Origin of the sequence: Citrobacter sp. RHBSTW-00570 (genome assembly GCF_013739755.1) — a bacterium.
Taxonomy (GTDB): Bacteria; Pseudomonadota; Gammaproteobacteria; order Enterobacterales; family Enterobacteriaceae; genus Citrobacter; species Citrobacter braakii.
The window spans coordinates 20,143-35,245 of the sequence record NZ_CP056399.1 but is presented as its reverse complement, the minus strand read 5'-3'; the positions used below and the strand labels follow the sequence as shown (position 1 = coordinate 35,245).

At 54.0% G+C, this 15,103-nt stretch carries 15 protein-coding genes and 1 pseudogene; 6 read left to right on the top strand and 10 right to left on the bottom strand.

Going from position 1 to position 15,103, the window contains the following annotated elements; genetic code table 11:
* Positions 1 to 183: 183 nt before the first annotated feature.
* Positions 184 to 969, top strand: coding sequence for a DeoR family transcriptional regulator (locus HV237_RS00170; RefSeq protein WP_016157805.1), 786 nt, complete (start codon positions 184 to 186; stop codon positions 967 to 969).
* A gap of 1 nt (position 970) precedes the next feature.
* On the opposite strand, the gene ilvN is transcribed toward HV237_RS00170, so the two are convergent.
* The 3 genes from ilvN to ivbL all read right to left on the bottom strand — a co-directional run bounded on the left by ilvN (position 971) and on the right by ivbL (position 3,159).
* The gene (ilvN, locus tag HV237_RS00165) at positions 971 to 1,261 is read right to left on the bottom strand and encodes an acetolactate synthase small subunit (protein ID WP_003023914.1); all 291 of its coding nucleotides are present in this window, start codon (positions 1,259 to 1,261) and stop codon (positions 971 to 973) included.
* 3 nt (positions 1,262 to 1,264) lie between these two features.
* Positions 1,265 to 2,953, bottom strand: coding sequence for an acetolactate synthase large subunit (ilvB, locus tag HV237_RS00160; protein ID WP_016155049.1), 1,689 nt, complete (start codon positions 2,951 to 2,953; stop codon positions 1,265 to 1,267).
* A 107-nt stretch (positions 2,954 to 3,060) separates the two neighbouring features.
* A complete protein-coding gene (ivbL, locus tag HV237_RS00155) occupies positions 3,061 to 3,159 on the bottom strand; it encodes an ilvB operon leader peptide IvbL (protein ID WP_003827118.1) in 99 nt (32 codons plus the stop codon).
* A gap of 523 nt (positions 3,160 to 3,682) precedes the next feature.
* Between ivbL and tisB the strand changes: the two genes are divergently transcribed.
* The 3 genes from tisB to emrD all read left to right on the top strand — a co-directional run bounded on the left by tisB (position 3,683) and on the right by emrD (position 6,107).
* A complete protein-coding gene (gene tisB, locus HV237_RS00150; protein WP_003023909.1) occupies positions 3,683 to 3,772 on the top strand; it encodes a type I toxin-antitoxin system toxin TisB in 90 nt (29 codons plus the stop codon).
* 123 nt (positions 3,773 to 3,895) lie between these two features.
* Positions 3,896 to 4,729: a DMT family transporter gene (locus tag HV237_RS00145; RefSeq protein ID WP_016155051.1), complete on the top strand. Its 834-nt coding sequence runs from the start codon at positions 3,896 to 3,898 to the stop codon at positions 4,727 to 4,729.
* Positions 4,730 to 4,922: 193 nt separating this feature from the next.
* Positions 4,923 to 6,107, top strand: coding sequence for a multidrug efflux MFS transporter EmrD (gene emrD / locus HV237_RS00140; RefSeq protein ID WP_046276195.1), 1,185 nt, complete (start codon positions 4,923 to 4,925; stop codon positions 6,105 to 6,107).
* Here the strand turns inward: emrD and HV237_RS00135 are convergent.
* Positions 6,034 to 7,116, bottom strand: coding sequence for a cellulase family glycosylhydrolase (locus tag HV237_RS00135; RefSeq protein WP_181541649.1), 1,083 nt, complete (start codon positions 7,114 to 7,116; stop codon positions 6,034 to 6,036). The genes emrD and HV237_RS00135 overlap by 74 nt on opposite strands.
* Positions 7,117 to 7,194: 78 nt before the next feature.
* Positions 7,195 to 8,121: a DNA-binding transcriptional regulator DsdC gene (dsdC, locus tag HV237_RS00130; RefSeq protein ID WP_016155054.1), complete on the bottom strand. Its 927-nt coding sequence runs from the start codon at positions 8,119 to 8,121 to the stop codon at positions 7,195 to 7,197.
* A 229-nt stretch (positions 8,122 to 8,350) separates the two neighbouring features.
* On the opposite strand from dsdC, the gene dsdX reads away from it, so the two are divergent.
* On the top strand, positions 8,351 to 9,688 hold the full coding sequence (gene dsdX / locus HV237_RS00125; protein WP_047358469.1) for a D-serine transporter DsdX: 1,338 nt from the start codon (positions 8,351 to 8,353) through the stop codon (positions 9,686 to 9,688).
* A 17-nt stretch (positions 9,689 to 9,705) separates the two neighbouring features.
* Complete coding sequence (gene dsdA / locus HV237_RS00120; protein ID WP_047358468.1) at positions 9,706 to 11,028, top strand: D-serine ammonia-lyase; 1,323 nt, start codon at positions 9,706 to 9,708, stop codon at positions 11,026 to 11,028.
* Positions 11,029 to 11,040: 12 nt separating this feature from the next.
* Here the strand turns inward: dsdA and HV237_RS00115 are convergent, their stop codons facing one another.
* The 5 genes and pseudogenes from HV237_RS00115 to HV237_RS00095 all read right to left on the bottom strand — a co-directional run.
* The gene (locus HV237_RS00115) at positions 11,041 to 12,153 is read right to left on the bottom strand and encodes an anaerobic sulfatase maturase (RefSeq protein ID WP_159162434.1); all 1,113 of its coding nucleotides are present in this window, start codon (positions 12,151 to 12,153) and stop codon (positions 11,041 to 11,043) included.
* The gene (locus tag HV237_RS00110; RefSeq protein ID WP_016155058.1) at positions 12,150 to 12,512 is read right to left on the bottom strand and encodes a DUF202 domain-containing protein; all 363 of its coding nucleotides are present in this window, start codon (positions 12,510 to 12,512) and stop codon (positions 12,150 to 12,152) included. Before HV237_RS00110 ends, HV237_RS00115 begins: the two co-directional genes overlap by 4 nt.
* A complete protein-coding gene (locus tag HV237_RS00105; protein ID WP_016157812.1) occupies positions 12,502 to 12,849 on the bottom strand; it encodes a DUF202 domain-containing protein in 348 nt (115 codons plus the stop codon). The genes HV237_RS00110 and HV237_RS00105 overlap by 11 nt, the downstream gene beginning before the upstream one ends.
* Before the next feature lie 98 nt (positions 12,850 to 12,947).
* Positions 12,948 to 14,441 carry a sulfatase-like hydrolase/transferase gene (locus HV237_RS00100; RefSeq protein WP_047358466.1) on the bottom strand — a complete coding sequence of 498 codons (1,494 nt, stop codon included), beginning with the start codon at positions 14,439 to 14,441 and terminating at the stop codon, positions 12,948 to 12,950.
* Positions 14,438 to 15,097 (bottom strand): annotated as a pseudogene (locus HV237_RS00095) (solute:sodium symporter family transporter); the annotation flags it as partial. The gene HV237_RS00100 and the pseudogene HV237_RS00095, both read right to left, overlap by 4 nt.
* Positions 15,098 to 15,103: the final 6 nt, after the last annotated feature.

The following is a 15,103-nucleotide window of genomic DNA, read 5'->3' as shown; positions in this document are numbered from 1 at the left end:
CACTCAAAATGATTAACTTGCTTACAATTGACTGAAAACTCGCTGCTTATAATCAATAAAACGTGTAAAAACACGCTTTTATTTCCCAATGGTCAGACGTATAGTAATGCAGCAATGTCATGTTCCCAGAAACACATAAATGTTACTGAAGGAACATGAAAACATGATTCGTGGAGAGTGTGCATGGAAACCAAGCAAAAAGAACGTATTCGACGTCTGATGGAATTGTTGAAGAAGACCGACAGAATCCATCTGAAAGAGGCGGCGCGCATGCTGGAGGTTTCCGTGATGACCATCCGTCGGGATCTCAGCCAGGATGACGAACCATTGCCGCTTACGCTACTCGGTGGTTACATCGTGATGGTGAACAAGCCCGCCACCCTCGTTAACGCTCCGCTCCCCGTGCAAAAGCAGTATCATCGCGACGATTTACCGGTTGCCATTCTGGCCGCGGGACTGGTCAGTGAAAACGATCTGGTCTTTTTTGATAATGGTGCCGAAATGCCATTAGTCGTCAGCATGATCCCGGACGATATTACCTTTACCGGAATTTGCTACTCACACCGGGTATTCGTGGCGCTAAATGAAAAACCCAACGCCACGGTGATTCTTTGCGGGGGCACCTATCGGGCGAAAAGTGATGCCTTTTACGACACCAGCAATCCCTCTCCGCTGGATGCGCTCAACCCACGAAAAGTGTTTATCTCTGCCAGCGGAGTCCATGAGCATTTCGGCGTTAGCTGGTTCAATCCGGACGATCTGGCCACCAAACGCAAAGCGATGGAACGCGGATTGCGCAAAATTCTGCTGACCCGCCACGCCCTGTTTGATGAGGTTGCTCCCGCCAGCATTGGTCCGCTTTCCACTTTTGACGTACTGATAAGCGATCGCCCGTTGCCGGCAGATTACGCAACCCACTGCCGGAACGGTTCTGTCAAAGTCATCACCCCGGATTCAGACGGCGACTAACTCACTCAAAGAAAACCGTGATTTTGTTAAACATCGACGGGTCGGACTGGTTGCGGGCCACTTTCACCACATCTTCCAGCTTGTCGATCTGGCTTATCATCTGCTCAAGACGCTGATCGTCGTTGACCAGTAGCCAGATGCGGCTCTTGTCGCTGTCCTGAATCGGTAGACAGAGAATGCCTTCCACGTTGAACGCGCGGCGGGCAAACAGCCCGCAGACGTGGGTCATTACGCCCGGATGGTTGCGTACGGTGAGTTCCAGGATTACGTTGTCATGAGTCTGCTGTTGCATGGCTTATTCCCCCACCATTTCTGTGTTTGCCGCACCCGGCGGCACCATCGGGTACACTTTTTCTTCGGCATCGATGCGCACGTGGATCAGCGCAGGTCCAGGGCGATTAATAATCTCCTGCAACGCTGCCTGTGGATCCGCTTCGTTATTCAAATCGCAGGTTTCGAGGCCAAACCCGGCGGCTATCTGCATAAAGTTAATCATCCCCGGATATGTCGCCGCAAAAACGCCCTGCTTATAGAACAAACTCTGCTGCTGATACACCAGACCCAACGCTTCGTTATTCATCAGGATGATTTTAATATCCAGTTGATTTTCGCTGGCCGTCGCCATTTCCTGAATATTCATCATCAGGCTACCGTCGCCGGAGAAGCACAGCACCTTTTTGTCCGGGTTGACCAGCGCTGCGCCAATTGCCGCCGGCAGGCCAAAGCCCATGGTTCCCAGACCGCCGGAGGTCAGCCACTGACGCGGACGGTTCAGCGGGTAAGCCTGTGCGGCCCACATCTGATGCTGGCCTACGTCGGTGGTGATAATGGCGTTGTCATCCACGCAGGCCGCTACGGCGTTGATCAGCCCATAGTGGCTGAGCGGGTCGCTTTCCTGCGGAATGCTGCAGGGGAATTCGCGTTGTAAATCGGCCACCATTTGATGCCACGACTCTCGCGGCTGCGCGTCAATTAATGGGATCAGTTGCGCCAGAACCTCATCGACATCCGCCTGAATCGCCACGTGTGGCTGTTTGATTTTACCCAGCTCCGCGCGGTCGATGTCCACGTGGATGATTTTGGCGTTCGGACAGAACTGCTCGGTTTTACCAATCGCCCGGTCATCAAAACGTGCACCCAGAACAATCAATAAGTCCGCTTCTTGCAGAATAAAGTTAGTGCTGCGCGCGCCGTGCATACCTAACATGCCTAACGACAGCGGATGCGCTTTCGGCAACATACCGAGCGCCATTAAGGTCATGGTGGTGGGCAGCATGGCTTTTTCTGCCAGTTCACGAACCCGCTCAGGCGCGTTAATCACGCCGCCGCCGAGATACAGCACCGGACGCTGTGCGGCGTTAATCATGGCTGCAGCATCGCGAATGCTGTCCTGGCTGAACGCCGGTGCCGCCATTTTCTGCGCGGGCTCCGGCATCTCTTCAATCTCAAAAACGGCGGTTTGAATATCCTTAGGAATGTCTATCCACACCGGGCCCGGACGGCCGGACTGCGCAATGCGGAACGCATCGCTCATGACCTGCGGTAATTCACTGATATGGCGGACCAGATAGTTGTGCTTGGTGATGGGGATAGAGATGCCGTAGGTGTCGACTTCCTGGAAGGCGTCGGTCCCGATCATTGAGGCCGGAACCTGCCCGGTGATACACACCAGCGGGATGGAATCCAGCCGCGCGTCGGCAATGGCGGTCACCAGGTTGGTCGCGCCCGGTCCGCTGCAGGCCATACAGACGGCGGGTTTACCATCGGTTCTCGCCATCCCCTGCGCGATAAACCCCGCGCCCTGCTCGTGGCGCGCCAGGATATGACGGATTTGCGTGCTTTGGCTCAAGGCGTCATAGACGGGAAGAATCGATCCGCCAGGAATACCGGTGACCACCTGAATCCCCTGGCGTTCCATGAAATGAACGATGAATTCTGCGCCCGTAAAACGCGTACGCTTGGATGTTATGCCCGAACTTGCCATGCTCCAGTCCTTTTATTCTGGGCCTTTGCTTCGGGCAGGTCTCTTAAACGAAAAACCCCGCCCGGTTTGCGCCGGCGGGGTTTTGGAATCGTGTGTTGATCCGGACCCTACGGCGCATTGCCGACGACCACCACCACACGCACGACGACCGCTGCGCGAGATGGCGCAGTTTTTAGTAGGGTCGCAGTCAGCATGGAAGGGTTCATTAGGGACCTGTCTGTTTGTTGATTAACTGGATTTATACAAACACAGGTTTTTCAGCGTGACAATGGAAAATTTTTCATCTGCATAAAAATGCGTCAACGATCACATTTCGCTGTGCAGAGTCGGAAAACAAAAAACCCCGCCGGAGCGAGGTTTTTTTTCAGCGCTGTGCGGTTGGTAGCCGCCGAACACACTGTGTTATGTCAACGGAAAAAGTATACGCGTTCTGCGAAGAACACGCAATTTCGGCACGAATTTTGATGGTTTTGAGTATGGAACATGAATGGCACAATGTTCACAAAATACTGTTAATTTATACAGTGTATATCTATAATGTCTCGGTACGCAATGTGTTATGCGGGGGCCGCATCGTAAACCGGCGCATCAAAGTCCTGGCTGAAACGGGTGGTGCCGTCAGCGCCTTAACCCCCGTGTGAGCACACTGTGTTATGTCAACAAAGGTGCTGGCAACAGGCAGCGGCGAGGTACGTCAGCACCGTGCTCCTTGTACCAAAAGGAGAGCGTATGAGCCTCGTGGATATCGCTATTCTTATCCTCAAACTCATTGTTGCAGCACTGCAACTACTTGATGCCGTTCTGAAATACGTTAAGTAATTCGGATTCAAGTCGCACCTAAGGGGAGCGGGTAACACTCCGCTCCCCTTTCACCTTCTCCCTGGTGCTTGTCTCGCGCCAATATGTTACGTTTTTATGACATTCTCAGGGAAGAACGCCACCATGACGCTTTCTGTTTTCTGCATTTTGCTGTTTGCCGCGCTGCTGCATGCCAGTTGGAATGCCATTGTTAAAGCTGGAAACGATAAACTGTACTCGGCGATTGGCGTCAGCGGCTCCGCGGCGATTATGGCATTGATCTGCTTACCCTTCGCGCCTCAGCCTTCCACCGCCAGCCTGCCGTTTTTGGCCGTCTCAACCGCGTTGCAAGTGGTGTATACGGTCCTGGTCGCCAAAACCTATCAGGTTTCGGATATGAGCCAGACCTATCCTCTGATGCGTGGGACAGCACCGCTGCTGGTTGCGATTATCAGCGTCTTGTTCCTTGGCGATAGCCTGTCTGTGTTTGCCTGGGTGGGGATTGCTACGATCTGTCTGGCCATTCTCGGCATGGCATTTAACGGACGCAGCAGCTCACAACGCGGGATCGTACTGGCGCTCATTAACGCCTGCTTTATCGCTGGTTACACGCTGGTTGATGGCACCGGCGTACGCTTATCAGAAACCGCGCTCGGTTATACGCTGTGGACCTTCTTTCTGAACGGTTCCTGTCTGCTGGGCTGGGCGATGATCGCCCGGCGCCGGGAAGCGTCACGCTATCTGGTACAACAGTGGAAGAAAGGTATTCTGGGTGGAATTGGTACGATGGGTTCTTACGGTCTGGCGCTGTGGGCCATGACCCAGGCTCCGTTGGCGGTGGTCGCAGCGCTGCGTGAAACCTCCATTCTGTTTGGCGCTCTGCTCGCCTGGCTACTGCTGAAAGAAAAGGTTGCCGGAATACGCCTTGTCGCGGCCGCCGGTATTGCCGTAGGCGCTGTCTTACTTCGCTTGTCATGATCGCGCCGTAAAGCCGATGCAATCCGGCAACATTTGTTGCCGCTTTTTGTTTACATTTCCTGCCGTTCATCGCGTAAACATTCCAGCCCACTATCTGGCCTTCTTTTTCTGTTGTGGTAGATTCCACGCGCATTTACGGGAAAGTACAGCACCTTATTCTTCTTTTTTCTCTTTTTTAAAAGTAATCAGCGAAATGAAAAGGCATAGAAGCGTCAATTTGTTGTTGATGTTGGTATTACTGGTGGCGGTAGGTCAGATGGCGCAAACCATTTATATCCCCGCGATTGCTGATATGGCGCGTGAACTGAACGTTCGCGAAGGAGCGGTGCAAAGCGTAATGGCCGCCTACCTGCTGACCTACGGCCTGTCACAACTGTTTTACGGCCCACTTTCCGATCGCGTTGGCCGCCGTCCGGTGATCCTCGCCGGAATGTCTATTTTTATGCTGGCCACGCTGGTCGCGATTACCACTCACAGCCTGACGGTACTGATTATCGCCAGTGCAATCCAGGGCATGGGCACAGGCGTCGGCGGTGTAATGGCGCGAACCTTACCGCGCGATCTGTACGAAGGCACGCAGCTGCGCCACGCGAATAGTTTGTTAAACATGGGGATTCTGGTGAGTCCGCTGCTGGCCCCGCTGATTGGCGGCATGCTGGATACCTTGTGGAACTGGCGCGCCTGTTACATTTTCCTGCTGGTTCTGTGCGCGGGCGTCACGTTTAGCATGGCGCGCTGGATGCCGGAAACGCGTCCTGCGGGCGCACCGCGTCCACGCCTTATCGCCAGCTATAAAACGCTGTTTGGTAACAGTTCTTTCACCTGTTACGTGCTGATGCTGATCGGCGGCCTGGCGGGCGTTGCGGTCTTCGAGGCCTGCTCCGGGGTATTGTTGGGCGCAAGGCTCGGTTTAAGCAGCATGGTGGTCAGTATCCTGTTTATTCTGCCCATCCCGGCGGCATTTTTCGGCGCCTGGTTCGCCGGTCGCCCGAATAAGCGTTTCTCGACGCTGATGTGGCAGTCGGTTATCTGCTGTCTGGTAGCCGGTTTAATGATGTGGATCCCGGGTCTGTTTGACGTGATGAACGTCTGGACGCTGCTGATTCCCGCCGCACTATTTTTCTTCGGTGCCGGGATGCTGTTTCCGCTGGCAACCAGTGGCGCAATGGAGCCTTTCCCATTCCTGGCAGGCACTGCCGGTGCGCTGGTTGGGGGATTACAGAATATTGGTTCCGGCGTGCTGGCGTGGTTCTCTGCAATGCTGCCGCAGACCGGGCAAGCCAGTTTGGGCCTGCTGATGACCCTTATGGGACTGTTGATTTTTGTTTGCTGGCTTCCGCTGGCGTCACGCGTGTCGCATCAGGGGCAGGCGGTTTAAGCGTATGATGGCCCGGCTTATCGCCGGGCTTTTCGCATTCAGGCGCGATCATAGTCGTCAGTAACGGCTCCAGCGCCGGACGCCAGGCGCCTTCCTCGCCATCATAAAACTGCGTATCCGCATTGATAGCATAGGGAATTTTCGCTTTTTTCAGTTCGCACGCCATAAAGCGGGCAAACGCCATTTGCGAGGCAGAAGGCGCGTTCCTGATGGTTTCTCCTGGCGACCACCCTCCCACCCAACTGACATGACCCGTTTTCTGCTGCCAATGAATGGCGGTATTGATACGAGCGCGAATAGCGGCCTTTTCTGCCGCTGTGCCTGAGGTCCACGGATATTTACCGTTATTTTTCAGCGGCCCCCACGGAAAAATATGCCATTGAGCCAGCACGGTATTCTGACTTTGCGGCGGCAGTTTCAGGTCAGGCAAATCTTCCGGCGCGGCGCGTAGTCGCGGCGCGATAAAAATCATCCGCTGCGGGTCGATGGCATGGACAGTACGAATGGTTTTGTCATACACCCGATTGAGCGATACCTGATTATGGTTGAGCTTATCAGAGGGTTCGTATATCAGGTCGAAACCCAGCAACGGCGAGCTTTGACCAAAGTAATGCGCCACCGCCACCCACCAGCTAACCACCTCTTTTTCGTTACCGGTACTGGGATCTTTTTTATATTCGTCAGCCTGATAGGCAATTATCGGGATCACGCCATACTGCTCGCAGGCTTCCACCAGCTTGCGCAGATGTATAAGCCGCGCCTCCGTGGGCTCTCCCGCCACGCGAATACGCACGTGGGTTAACCCTTTAGCCCTGTAATCCCGCACCACCAGCGGATCGAATTCACGGATACCCCGATCGGTGCGCGCCCAGTCTACGTCCATCCCAACGCCAAGCTGCTGCGCATACTGCGCCGCAGTCAGCACAGGTTGCGCGGCACACACGGTGGCGCTGGCTAACAGTAAAAGGGAAACAATCGGTTTTAACACGGTCGTCCTTACGCAAATCATCAGGAGTGATATCACGTATTTAGCATGCTTTTTCACTTTGCGTGTAGCGAGAAAGCGTAAAAAATATTCGCGGCCCGCTTATTTAACCTGTTCCTGAAGCCAGCGAATAAACGCCTCGATTTTCGGCCACTGTCTGCCTGGCAGGGTGGTGATGTAGTAGTGCTGATGGCATTTCAGCGCCATATCGCCAAAAGGCGCAACCAGCTCTCCGCTGTCGAGGCGTTTTTGCACCAGCCGCTTTCGGCCCATCGCCACGCCGATATGATTCATCGCCGCAATCACCGCCAAATCAGAACGATCGAAACCAATTCCCGACGATGTCGGCAGATTCACCGAAAAATGCTGCGCCCAACTGTGCCATTCATCGGTCCCGGAGTCGTTACTCCACGCCTGTCTGTCATGCAGCAACGTACAGTGCGGTAAATTCACCAGCGAACCGGTTAGGTCATGGCGGCGAGCGTAGTCCGGGCTGCATACCGGCAGGATCTCTTCATCCATCAGGAAGTGGTGCGTGAGCTGCGCGGAGGGCGCGTCGTCAAAATAGATGGCCAGATCGACCCCGGCACGCTGCAGATTGACGTTGTCGTTCCCGGTCAGCATGGTCAGCGAAATCGATGGATAGCGACGGGTAAAGTCGCCGAGCGCCGGAACCAGCCAGCACTGAGCGATAGAAGGCCGTGAGTAGACGGTGAGGGTCCCGGACAACTCCTGATTTTTAATATCAAGGATTTCCTGATTCAGCGTATCCAGCGATGATTTCAGCGCCCAGAACACCCGCTTGCCCTCGTGGGTGAGTTCCACTTTACGATGCGAACGAACAAACAGCTGAATACCCAGCTCATCTTCCAGCTGATTAATGCGATGGCTGACAGCGCTGGGGCTTAATGACAGCTCATCTGCCGCCAGCGCAAACGACTGATGTCGGGCCGCCACTTCAAAGGTATACAACTTTGACAACTGCCAGCCATTGAGCAGCCGATTTCTGACCTCGCGTAAGGGATCCATGTTCACCTCCTGTCCTCCTGATTCATTCGCCGGAGTGTAAAAAAGTTCGCTGCAAAAATCAGCACAAAGATGAATCAAGGTGAACCATATCGCATAAACAAAGCGTAATTAGACGTAAATCACCTACTTGATGCAATCTGGTTCATGTGAAAGGGGATTTATATCGTTTGTCAGACCATGCCTTATTTTTGTCCAATAACCCTATATTAATCACAGGGCAAGGTGAGTTATGCACTCTCAAATCTGGGTTGTGAGCACGCTGCTGATAAGCATCGTGTTAATCGTTTTGACCATCGTGAAGTTCAAATTCCACCCGTTTCTGGCGCTGCTGTTAGCCAGCTTCTTCGTGGGTACGATGATGGGTATGGGGCCGCTGGATATGGTCAATGCCATTGAGAGTGGCATCGGCGGTACGCTGGGCTTCCTCGCCGCGGTTATCGGCCTTGGGACCATTCTTGGCAAAATGATGGAAGTGTCCGGCGCGGCCGAACGTATCGGCCTGACGCTACAGCGCTGTCGCTGGCTTTCCGCTGACGTCATTATGGTACTGGTCGGGCTGATTTGCGGGATCACGCTGTTTGTTGAAGTCGGCGTAGTGCTGTTGATTCCTCTGGCCTTTTCAATTGCCAAAAAAACCAATACCTCGCTACTGAAGCTGGCGATTCCGTTATGTACAGCGCTGATGGCGGTACACTGCGTCGTGCCGCCGCATCCAGCCGCCCTGTTCGTGGCGAACAAGCTGGGCGCGGACATTGGCACCGTGATTGTCTACGGCTTACTGGTGGGCTTAATGGCTTCACTGATCGGCGGTCCGCTGTATCTGAAATTCCTCGGTAACCGTCTGCCGTTTAAGCCGGTTCCGGCTGAGTTTTCCGACCTCAAGGTGCGCGACGAAAGTACGCTGCCATCGTTGGGCGCTACGCTGTTTACCGTACTGCTGCCGATTGGCCTGATGCTGGTAAAAACCGTCGCTGAGCTGAACATGACGAAAGGCAGCACGGTTTATACGCTGTTGGAGTTTATTGGTAACCCGATCACCGCGATGTTTATTGCTGTTTTCGTGGCCTATTACATTCTCGGCCTGCGTCAGCACATTGGCATGGGTGCGCTGCTGACCCACACCGAAAACGGTTTTGGCTCCATTGCTAACATTTTGCTGATTATCGGCGCAGGCGGCGCATTCAACGCTATCCTCAAGAGCAGCGGACTGGCGGATACCCTCGCGCTGATCCTCTCGAACATGCATATGCACCCGATTCTGCTGGCTTGGCTGGTGGCGTTAATCCTGCATGCTGCGGTGGGCTCTGCCACGGTGGCGATGATGGGTGCGACGGCAATCGTGGCCCCGATGCTGCCGCTCTACCCCAACGTTAGCCCGGAGATCATCGCCATTGCCATCGGTTCCGGCGCGATTGGCTGCACGATCGTCACCGATTCCCTCTTCTGGCTGGTGAAGCAGTACTGCGGCGCCACCCTAAATGAGACGTTCAAATATTATACGACCGCGACATTTATCGCGTCCGTTATTGCACTGGTTTGCACATTCCTGCTTTCCTTTATTATCTAAGCGCAAAGAGACTGACTATGGAAAACATTCAAACACTTATCGCCCAGCATCCTTTAGTGAAAGATCTGGTCGCTCTCAAGGAGACGACCTGGTTTAACCCTGGCACTACCTCTCTTGCGGAAGGTTTACCGTATGTTGGCCTGACAGAGCACGATGTTCAGGATGCCCACGCTCGTCTGACGCGCTTCGCGCCGTATCTGGCGCAGGCATTCCCGGAAACCGCAGCCACCGGCGGCATTATCGAATCTGAACTGGCCGCGATCCCGGCGATGCAAAAGCGGCTGGAAAAAGAGTATGGGCAGCGCATCAACGGCGAAATTCTGCTGAAGAAAGACAGCCATCTACCGATTTCCGGCTCAATTAAAGCGCGAGGCGGTATTTATGAAGTGCTAACCCACGCGGAAAAACTGGCGCTGGAAGCCGGTCTGCTGACCACACAAGACGATTACAGCATTCTGCTTTCGCCTGAGTTTAAACAGTTCTTCAGTCAGTACAGCATCGCCGTAGGCTCCACTGGCAACCTTGGGATGTCGATCGGCATTATGAGCGCCCGTATCGGCTTTAAGGTGACGGTTCATATGTCTGCCGACGCTCGCGCATGGAAAAAAGCCAAACTGCGCAGCCACGGTGTGACGGTCGTGGAGTATGAAGAAGATTATGGCGTGGCGGTTGAGCAGGGCCGTAAAGCGGCACAGTCCGATCCGAACTGTTTCTTTATCGATGATGAAAATTCCCGCACGTTGTTTTTAGGTTATGCGGTCGCCGGCCAGCGTCTGAAGGCGCAGTTCGCGCAGCAGGGGCGCGTGGTGGATGCCGACCATCCGCTGTTTGTTTACCTGCCGTGCGGCGTCGGCGGTGGGCCTGGCGGGGTGGCGTTTGGCCTGAAGCTGGCATTCGGCGATAACGTGCACTGCTTCTTCGCAGAACCGACCCATTCACCGTGCATGCTGCTGGGGATTTATACCGGGCTGCACGATACGATTTCTGTGCAGGACATTGGCATCGATAACCTGACAGCGGCAGATGGGCTGGCGGTGGGCCGCGCGTCCGGCTTTGTTGGCCGGGCAATGGAACGTCTGCTCGACGGTCTGTACACCCTGGACGATCAGACTATGTACGACATGCTGGGCTGGCTGGCGCAGGAAGAAGGCATTCACCTTGAGCCGTCGGCGCTGGCCGGGATGGCCGGTCCGCAGCACGTTTGCGCTTCTGCTGACTATCAGCAAATGCACGGCTTCAGCGCGGAGCAGCTCAATAACGCCACCCACCTGGTGTGGGCGACCGGCGGCGGCATGGTGCCGGAAGCCGAAATGGCGCAGTATCTGACCAAAGGACGTTAAACGCCGCTGAACTTAACGCAGCATCGCCATCAGTTCCATCGGTGAGCGATGTTGCTTCAGAAGGTCACGCATCACGCGCATATGCGGCGCGGTATGATTGAAGAAAGCGCTGTATCCGCCGCAAATCGCACTCTTTCCACTGCTGTCGCGATGCTTTGGGCAATCACCATGGCAAAAGCGTAATAGCGAACACGCCTGGCATTCCGCGCTCAGCGTGGTTCTCTTGGACTGACCAAACGCCGCTGCCCTCGGGCTGGCGTTGAGCTCACTCAACGACGTGCGATGAATATTACCCAGGCGAAAATCAGGGTGAACATAGTGATCGCACTGATACAAATCGCCATTCGCTTCCAGAGCAAAAGCATGTCCGCAGGTGGAGCTTAGCGAACACATCTGCGCCGGGTGTCCGCACCATACGCCCAGAGTTGAATCAAATAACTGGATGAATACGCGGCCAATATCTTCTCTGACCCAGATATCAAAGACGGTATTCAGGAAGGTTCCCCACGCCTGAGGCGGGACGGATTCGGCGGTAAGCTCGCCGTCTTCATCATATTCAACCAGCGGAATGAACTGCAAAAAAGGCGTGCCAAGCTGGCGAAGGTAGCGATACATCAACTCAGGTTGCTGGCTGTTCAGAGAATTAACCACTACCAGCAGATTGAACTCCACCTGATGCTTACGGAGCCTGGCAATGGCGTCCACCACCTTATGGTGAGTCGGTTTTCCACTACGGTTAACACGATAAGCATCGTGCAACTCGGCGGGGCCATCCAACGAAATCCCCACCAGCCAGCCGTTATCGTGCAAAAACTGACACCATTCGTCGTTGAGCAAAATCCCGTTGGTCTGGAACGCGTTATGGATTTTCTTCCCTTCCCCGTACTGTTTTTGCAACGTCACTACGCGGCGGAAAAAGTCGATGCCACAGAGGGTTGGCTCTCCGCCCTGCCAGGCGAACATCACGTCAGCCCCCGGCTGTGCGGTGATATGCTGACGAATAAACGTCTCTAAGGTGGCGTCATCCATTTCGGGTTGAGTGGGTTTATCGATGTAAAAACAGTAACGACAATCCAGGTTACAACGAGAGCTGGCTGGTTTGGCCATGACCTGACATCCTGTCATGCTAAATTCCCGATAAACGCAATAAGTTGGCGGACATGCGTTACAGCAAACAGTATTGCGAGGGATAACACCGCGAGGGAGATCATAAATTTGTCACGCACCGCGCGAGATTCAGAAAAATCGCTATGCGTAACATCCATCAGATTACGGCTGCGGGTATAGCGCCACAAAACGATTGCCACCAGCGCCAGCACCACAATTGAAACCCAAAACAGGAAGCCCGCCTGATGCCAGTTGTGCTTCAGCGCCAACGCCATTAGCGCGCCATAACCCAGAAGCGTACGAAACCAGGCCAGCGATGTTCGCTCCGGTTGTAACCCCGGATCGGCGATACGTCGCGACTTACGGCTATCCGGCATACAGCACCAGTCCCATGACAATCACCGCGACAATAAACAAAATCAGACTGATGATTAACAGGCTATGGGTATAGGGCAAATCCTCTTTCAGGCGCATCGCCCTCTCATTACGCAGCCAGCGCAGGTAGCCATAAATCGCCAGACCACCGGCAAACAGGCACAGCAACAGCGCCAAAAGCTCACGAATTACCGGCGTGGCAAAATCCGGAGCCAGTTGGTCGAGACCAACCCCCGCCGCCAGAAATCCCAGCGCGGTACGGATCCACGCCAGAAAGGTACGCTCATTTGCCAGTGAGAAGCGGTAATCCGGGGCTTCTCCAAGGCGGGAAATTTTCATTCAAACTCCTCTGGCTGTCATTGCCGGATGGCGGCTAATGCCTTATCCGGCCGACAGGTAAGTGCAAATATGAGTATCTGCGCCAATTGGCATTGTAGTCAGAACTTCTGCTTTTTCTCCTCCACTTTTACGCCCTGGGTTGGTAAACCGGTGTCGTAATCGCGTACCACCGGAGAATAGCCGTCTTGCGGGCGCGGGCGAAAAGCGCCCATCCAGCGCGGTACGGCGTCAGGACGCCAGGGACGTAAACTCCACTGATAGGTGCGGAATGGATCGCGGATTTTATCCATATAGTCCAGCAGCGCATCGTGCATCTGGCAGCGAACATCGGCTAATTGCGGAGAATCTATCTGGTTGTGTAGCTCATCGGGATCGTTTCGTCTGTCGTAAAACTCATCACTGGTAAACAGGTTCAGCACCAGCTTCCAGTCATCCGTCACCCAGCAACGTACCGGTATAAATCCGCCAAAACTGTCATGTTCAATCTCATAACGATTGAACTCCACCATCACACCGCGTGGTTTTTCAACGGTAAGGATGTTTTCACCCGGCAGGATTTGTGGCTTCTCAATACCCGCCAGCGCCATCATCGTCGGCAGCAGATCGATATGGCTGACTGGCGTGTCTACCTGCATGGATTCTCCCTGAGGCGAGCGCATAATCAGCGGAATTCGCGTGATGTCGTCATACATCGCTGCCCCCTTACTGATGAGCTTATGCGCCCCCATCATCTCGCCATGATCGGAGGTGTAAATGACCCAGGTGTTGTCCCGCTGCATGGGCGTTAAGGTATTAATAACCCGGCCAATCTGGTCATCGACAAAGTCGTTGCAGGCAAAATAGAGCGGATGGTGATAGCGCCCATCATCACCTACCGGCGAAGGCATCGCTTCAGACCAAAGACGATGATGTTCAGGTTTGTTACTCAAAGAGTCGTGCGCCTTCATCCCCAGGTCATAATAAAAATCCTGATATTTCTGCAGATACTCCACGGGACAGGTAAACGGGTGATGCGGCTCGTCGTAGGAAACTACCATCAGGAAGGGTTCTTCATCACGTGCAGGGTGGCGGAGGAAATCAATCGCCCGGTTACTGATGCGGTGCGCCCAGGTAAAGGTTTCATTGATATTGTTAGCCAGCAAATCCTCCACGCTGTTCAGACCGTTACGCCACAAACCGATCTCTTTGTCCGTCAGTTCCGCGAGGTAATTTGCCCCGTCATACCAGTAGTCAGCATCCCATTCGGGCGGGCACTCGCCGGTACCAAAGTAATCGTGCCCGTCGAGATGCCACTTGCCGATGTAGCAGGTGTGATAGCCCGCATCCTTAAAATAGCGTCCCATGGTGGAGATATTTTTCCCCGGCGCGACGTTATTGGTCCACGGGCCGGACTGGTTGGCATAAATCCCGGTAAACAGCCCAGCGCGGGCCGGAGTGCACACCGGTGAGCAGGTATAAGCAGAATTGAAGCGAATACCTTCCGCCGCCAGGCTATCAATGTTATTGGTATTCAGCGACTTACCACTATAACAGCCGACCATATTGGTCGCCTGAGTATCAGTCATAATGAACAGGAAATTAGGGCGGGTCATGCTTTATCCTTAGCGTCAGAGACAGAAAGTGCAGTGGCCAAACGACGCGTCTGCCAGGTGCTGTAAATTAAATACATCATCACTGCCGCCGTAATTGAGTAGCAGAGAATCGTCAGCCATTGGGTGTTGTACCCTCCAAACTGCGCCAGTCCAGCATAGACGCCGAGCATCGCGGTCAGGATACCGACAGAGGCAAGTTTGGCGTTTTTCCACGGCTTCATGTCTACCGCAAAAGCATCATGGAATTTAAACGGCGTCGCACGCGGCTTGATAATGCCGATAACCAGCATCACCACCACGTTGATGCAGAAGGTACAGGCCAGTACGTAAAGGAAGTGAAAGTCGAACTTCACCAGATAATTAATGGTGATGTAGCTGACGATACCGAGTCCCATAGCGACTTTCGCTGCCAGCGCAGGAATGCGCGGGAAAAAGAATCCCATGATGATGATGGTCACCAACGGCACGTTATAAATACCGTTGAGCTGTTTCATCCAGCTGTAGAGTCCTTCCGGTGCATTAGCGATCCACGGTGCTACCAGCACGGAAATTACCGCGATAAAGAATCCGAACTTACGCCCAACCCGAACCAGCTGTTCCGGTTGGGCGTGTTGATTAATAATCCGCCGATATATTCCCATGCTAAATAAGGTACTTGTAGA

Excerpts from the sequence above, each read along its gene's own strand:
- HV237_RS00170 (WP_016157805.1), top strand. The coding sequence starts at position 184 with ATGGAAACCAAGCAAAAAGAACGTATTCGACGTCTGATGGAATTGTTG.
- ilvN (WP_003023914.1), bottom strand. The coding sequence starts at position 1,261 with ATGCAACAGCAGACTCATGACAACGTAATCCTGGAACTCACCGTACGC.
- ilvB (WP_016155049.1), bottom strand. The coding sequence starts at position 2,953 with ATGGCAAGTTCGGGCATAACATCCAAGCGTACGCGTTTTACGGGCGCA.
- ivbL (WP_003827118.1), bottom strand. The coding sequence starts at position 3,159 with ATGAACCCTTCCATGCTGACTGCGACCCTACTAAAAACTGCGCCATCT.
- tisB (WP_003023909.1), top strand. The coding sequence starts at position 3,683 with ATGAGCCTCGTGGATATCGCTATTCTTATCCTCAAACTCATTGTTGCA.
- HV237_RS00145 (WP_016155051.1), top strand. The coding sequence starts at position 3,896 with ATGACGCTTTCTGTTTTCTGCATTTTGCTGTTTGCCGCGCTGCTGCAT.
- emrD (WP_046276195.1), top strand. The coding sequence starts at position 4,923 with ATGAAAAGGCATAGAAGCGTCAATTTGTTGTTGATGTTGGTATTACTG.
- HV237_RS00135 (WP_181541649.1), bottom strand. The coding sequence starts at position 7,116 with ATGATTTGCGTAAGGACGACCGTGTTAAAACCGATTGTTTCCCTTTTA.
- dsdC (WP_016155054.1), bottom strand. The coding sequence starts at position 8,121 with ATGGATCCCTTACGCGAGGTCAGAAATCGGCTGCTCAATGGCTGGCAG.
- dsdX (WP_047358469.1), top strand. The coding sequence starts at position 8,351 with ATGCACTCTCAAATCTGGGTTGTGAGCACGCTGCTGATAAGCATCGTG.
- dsdA (WP_047358468.1), top strand. The coding sequence starts at position 9,706 with ATGGAAAACATTCAAACACTTATCGCCCAGCATCCTTTAGTGAAAGAT.
- HV237_RS00115 (WP_159162434.1), bottom strand. The coding sequence starts at position 12,153 with ATGACAGGATGTCAGGTCATGGCCAAACCAGCCAGCTCTCGTTGTAAC.
- HV237_RS00110 (WP_016155058.1), bottom strand. The coding sequence starts at position 12,512 with ATGCCGGATAGCCGTAAGTCGCGACGTATCGCCGATCCGGGGTTACAA.
- HV237_RS00105 (WP_016157812.1), bottom strand. The coding sequence starts at position 12,849 with ATGAAAATTTCCCGCCTTGGAGAAGCCCCGGATTACCGCTTCTCACTG.
- HV237_RS00100 (WP_047358466.1), bottom strand. The coding sequence starts at position 14,441 with ATGACCCGCCCTAATTTCCTGTTCATTATGACTGATACTCAGGCGACC.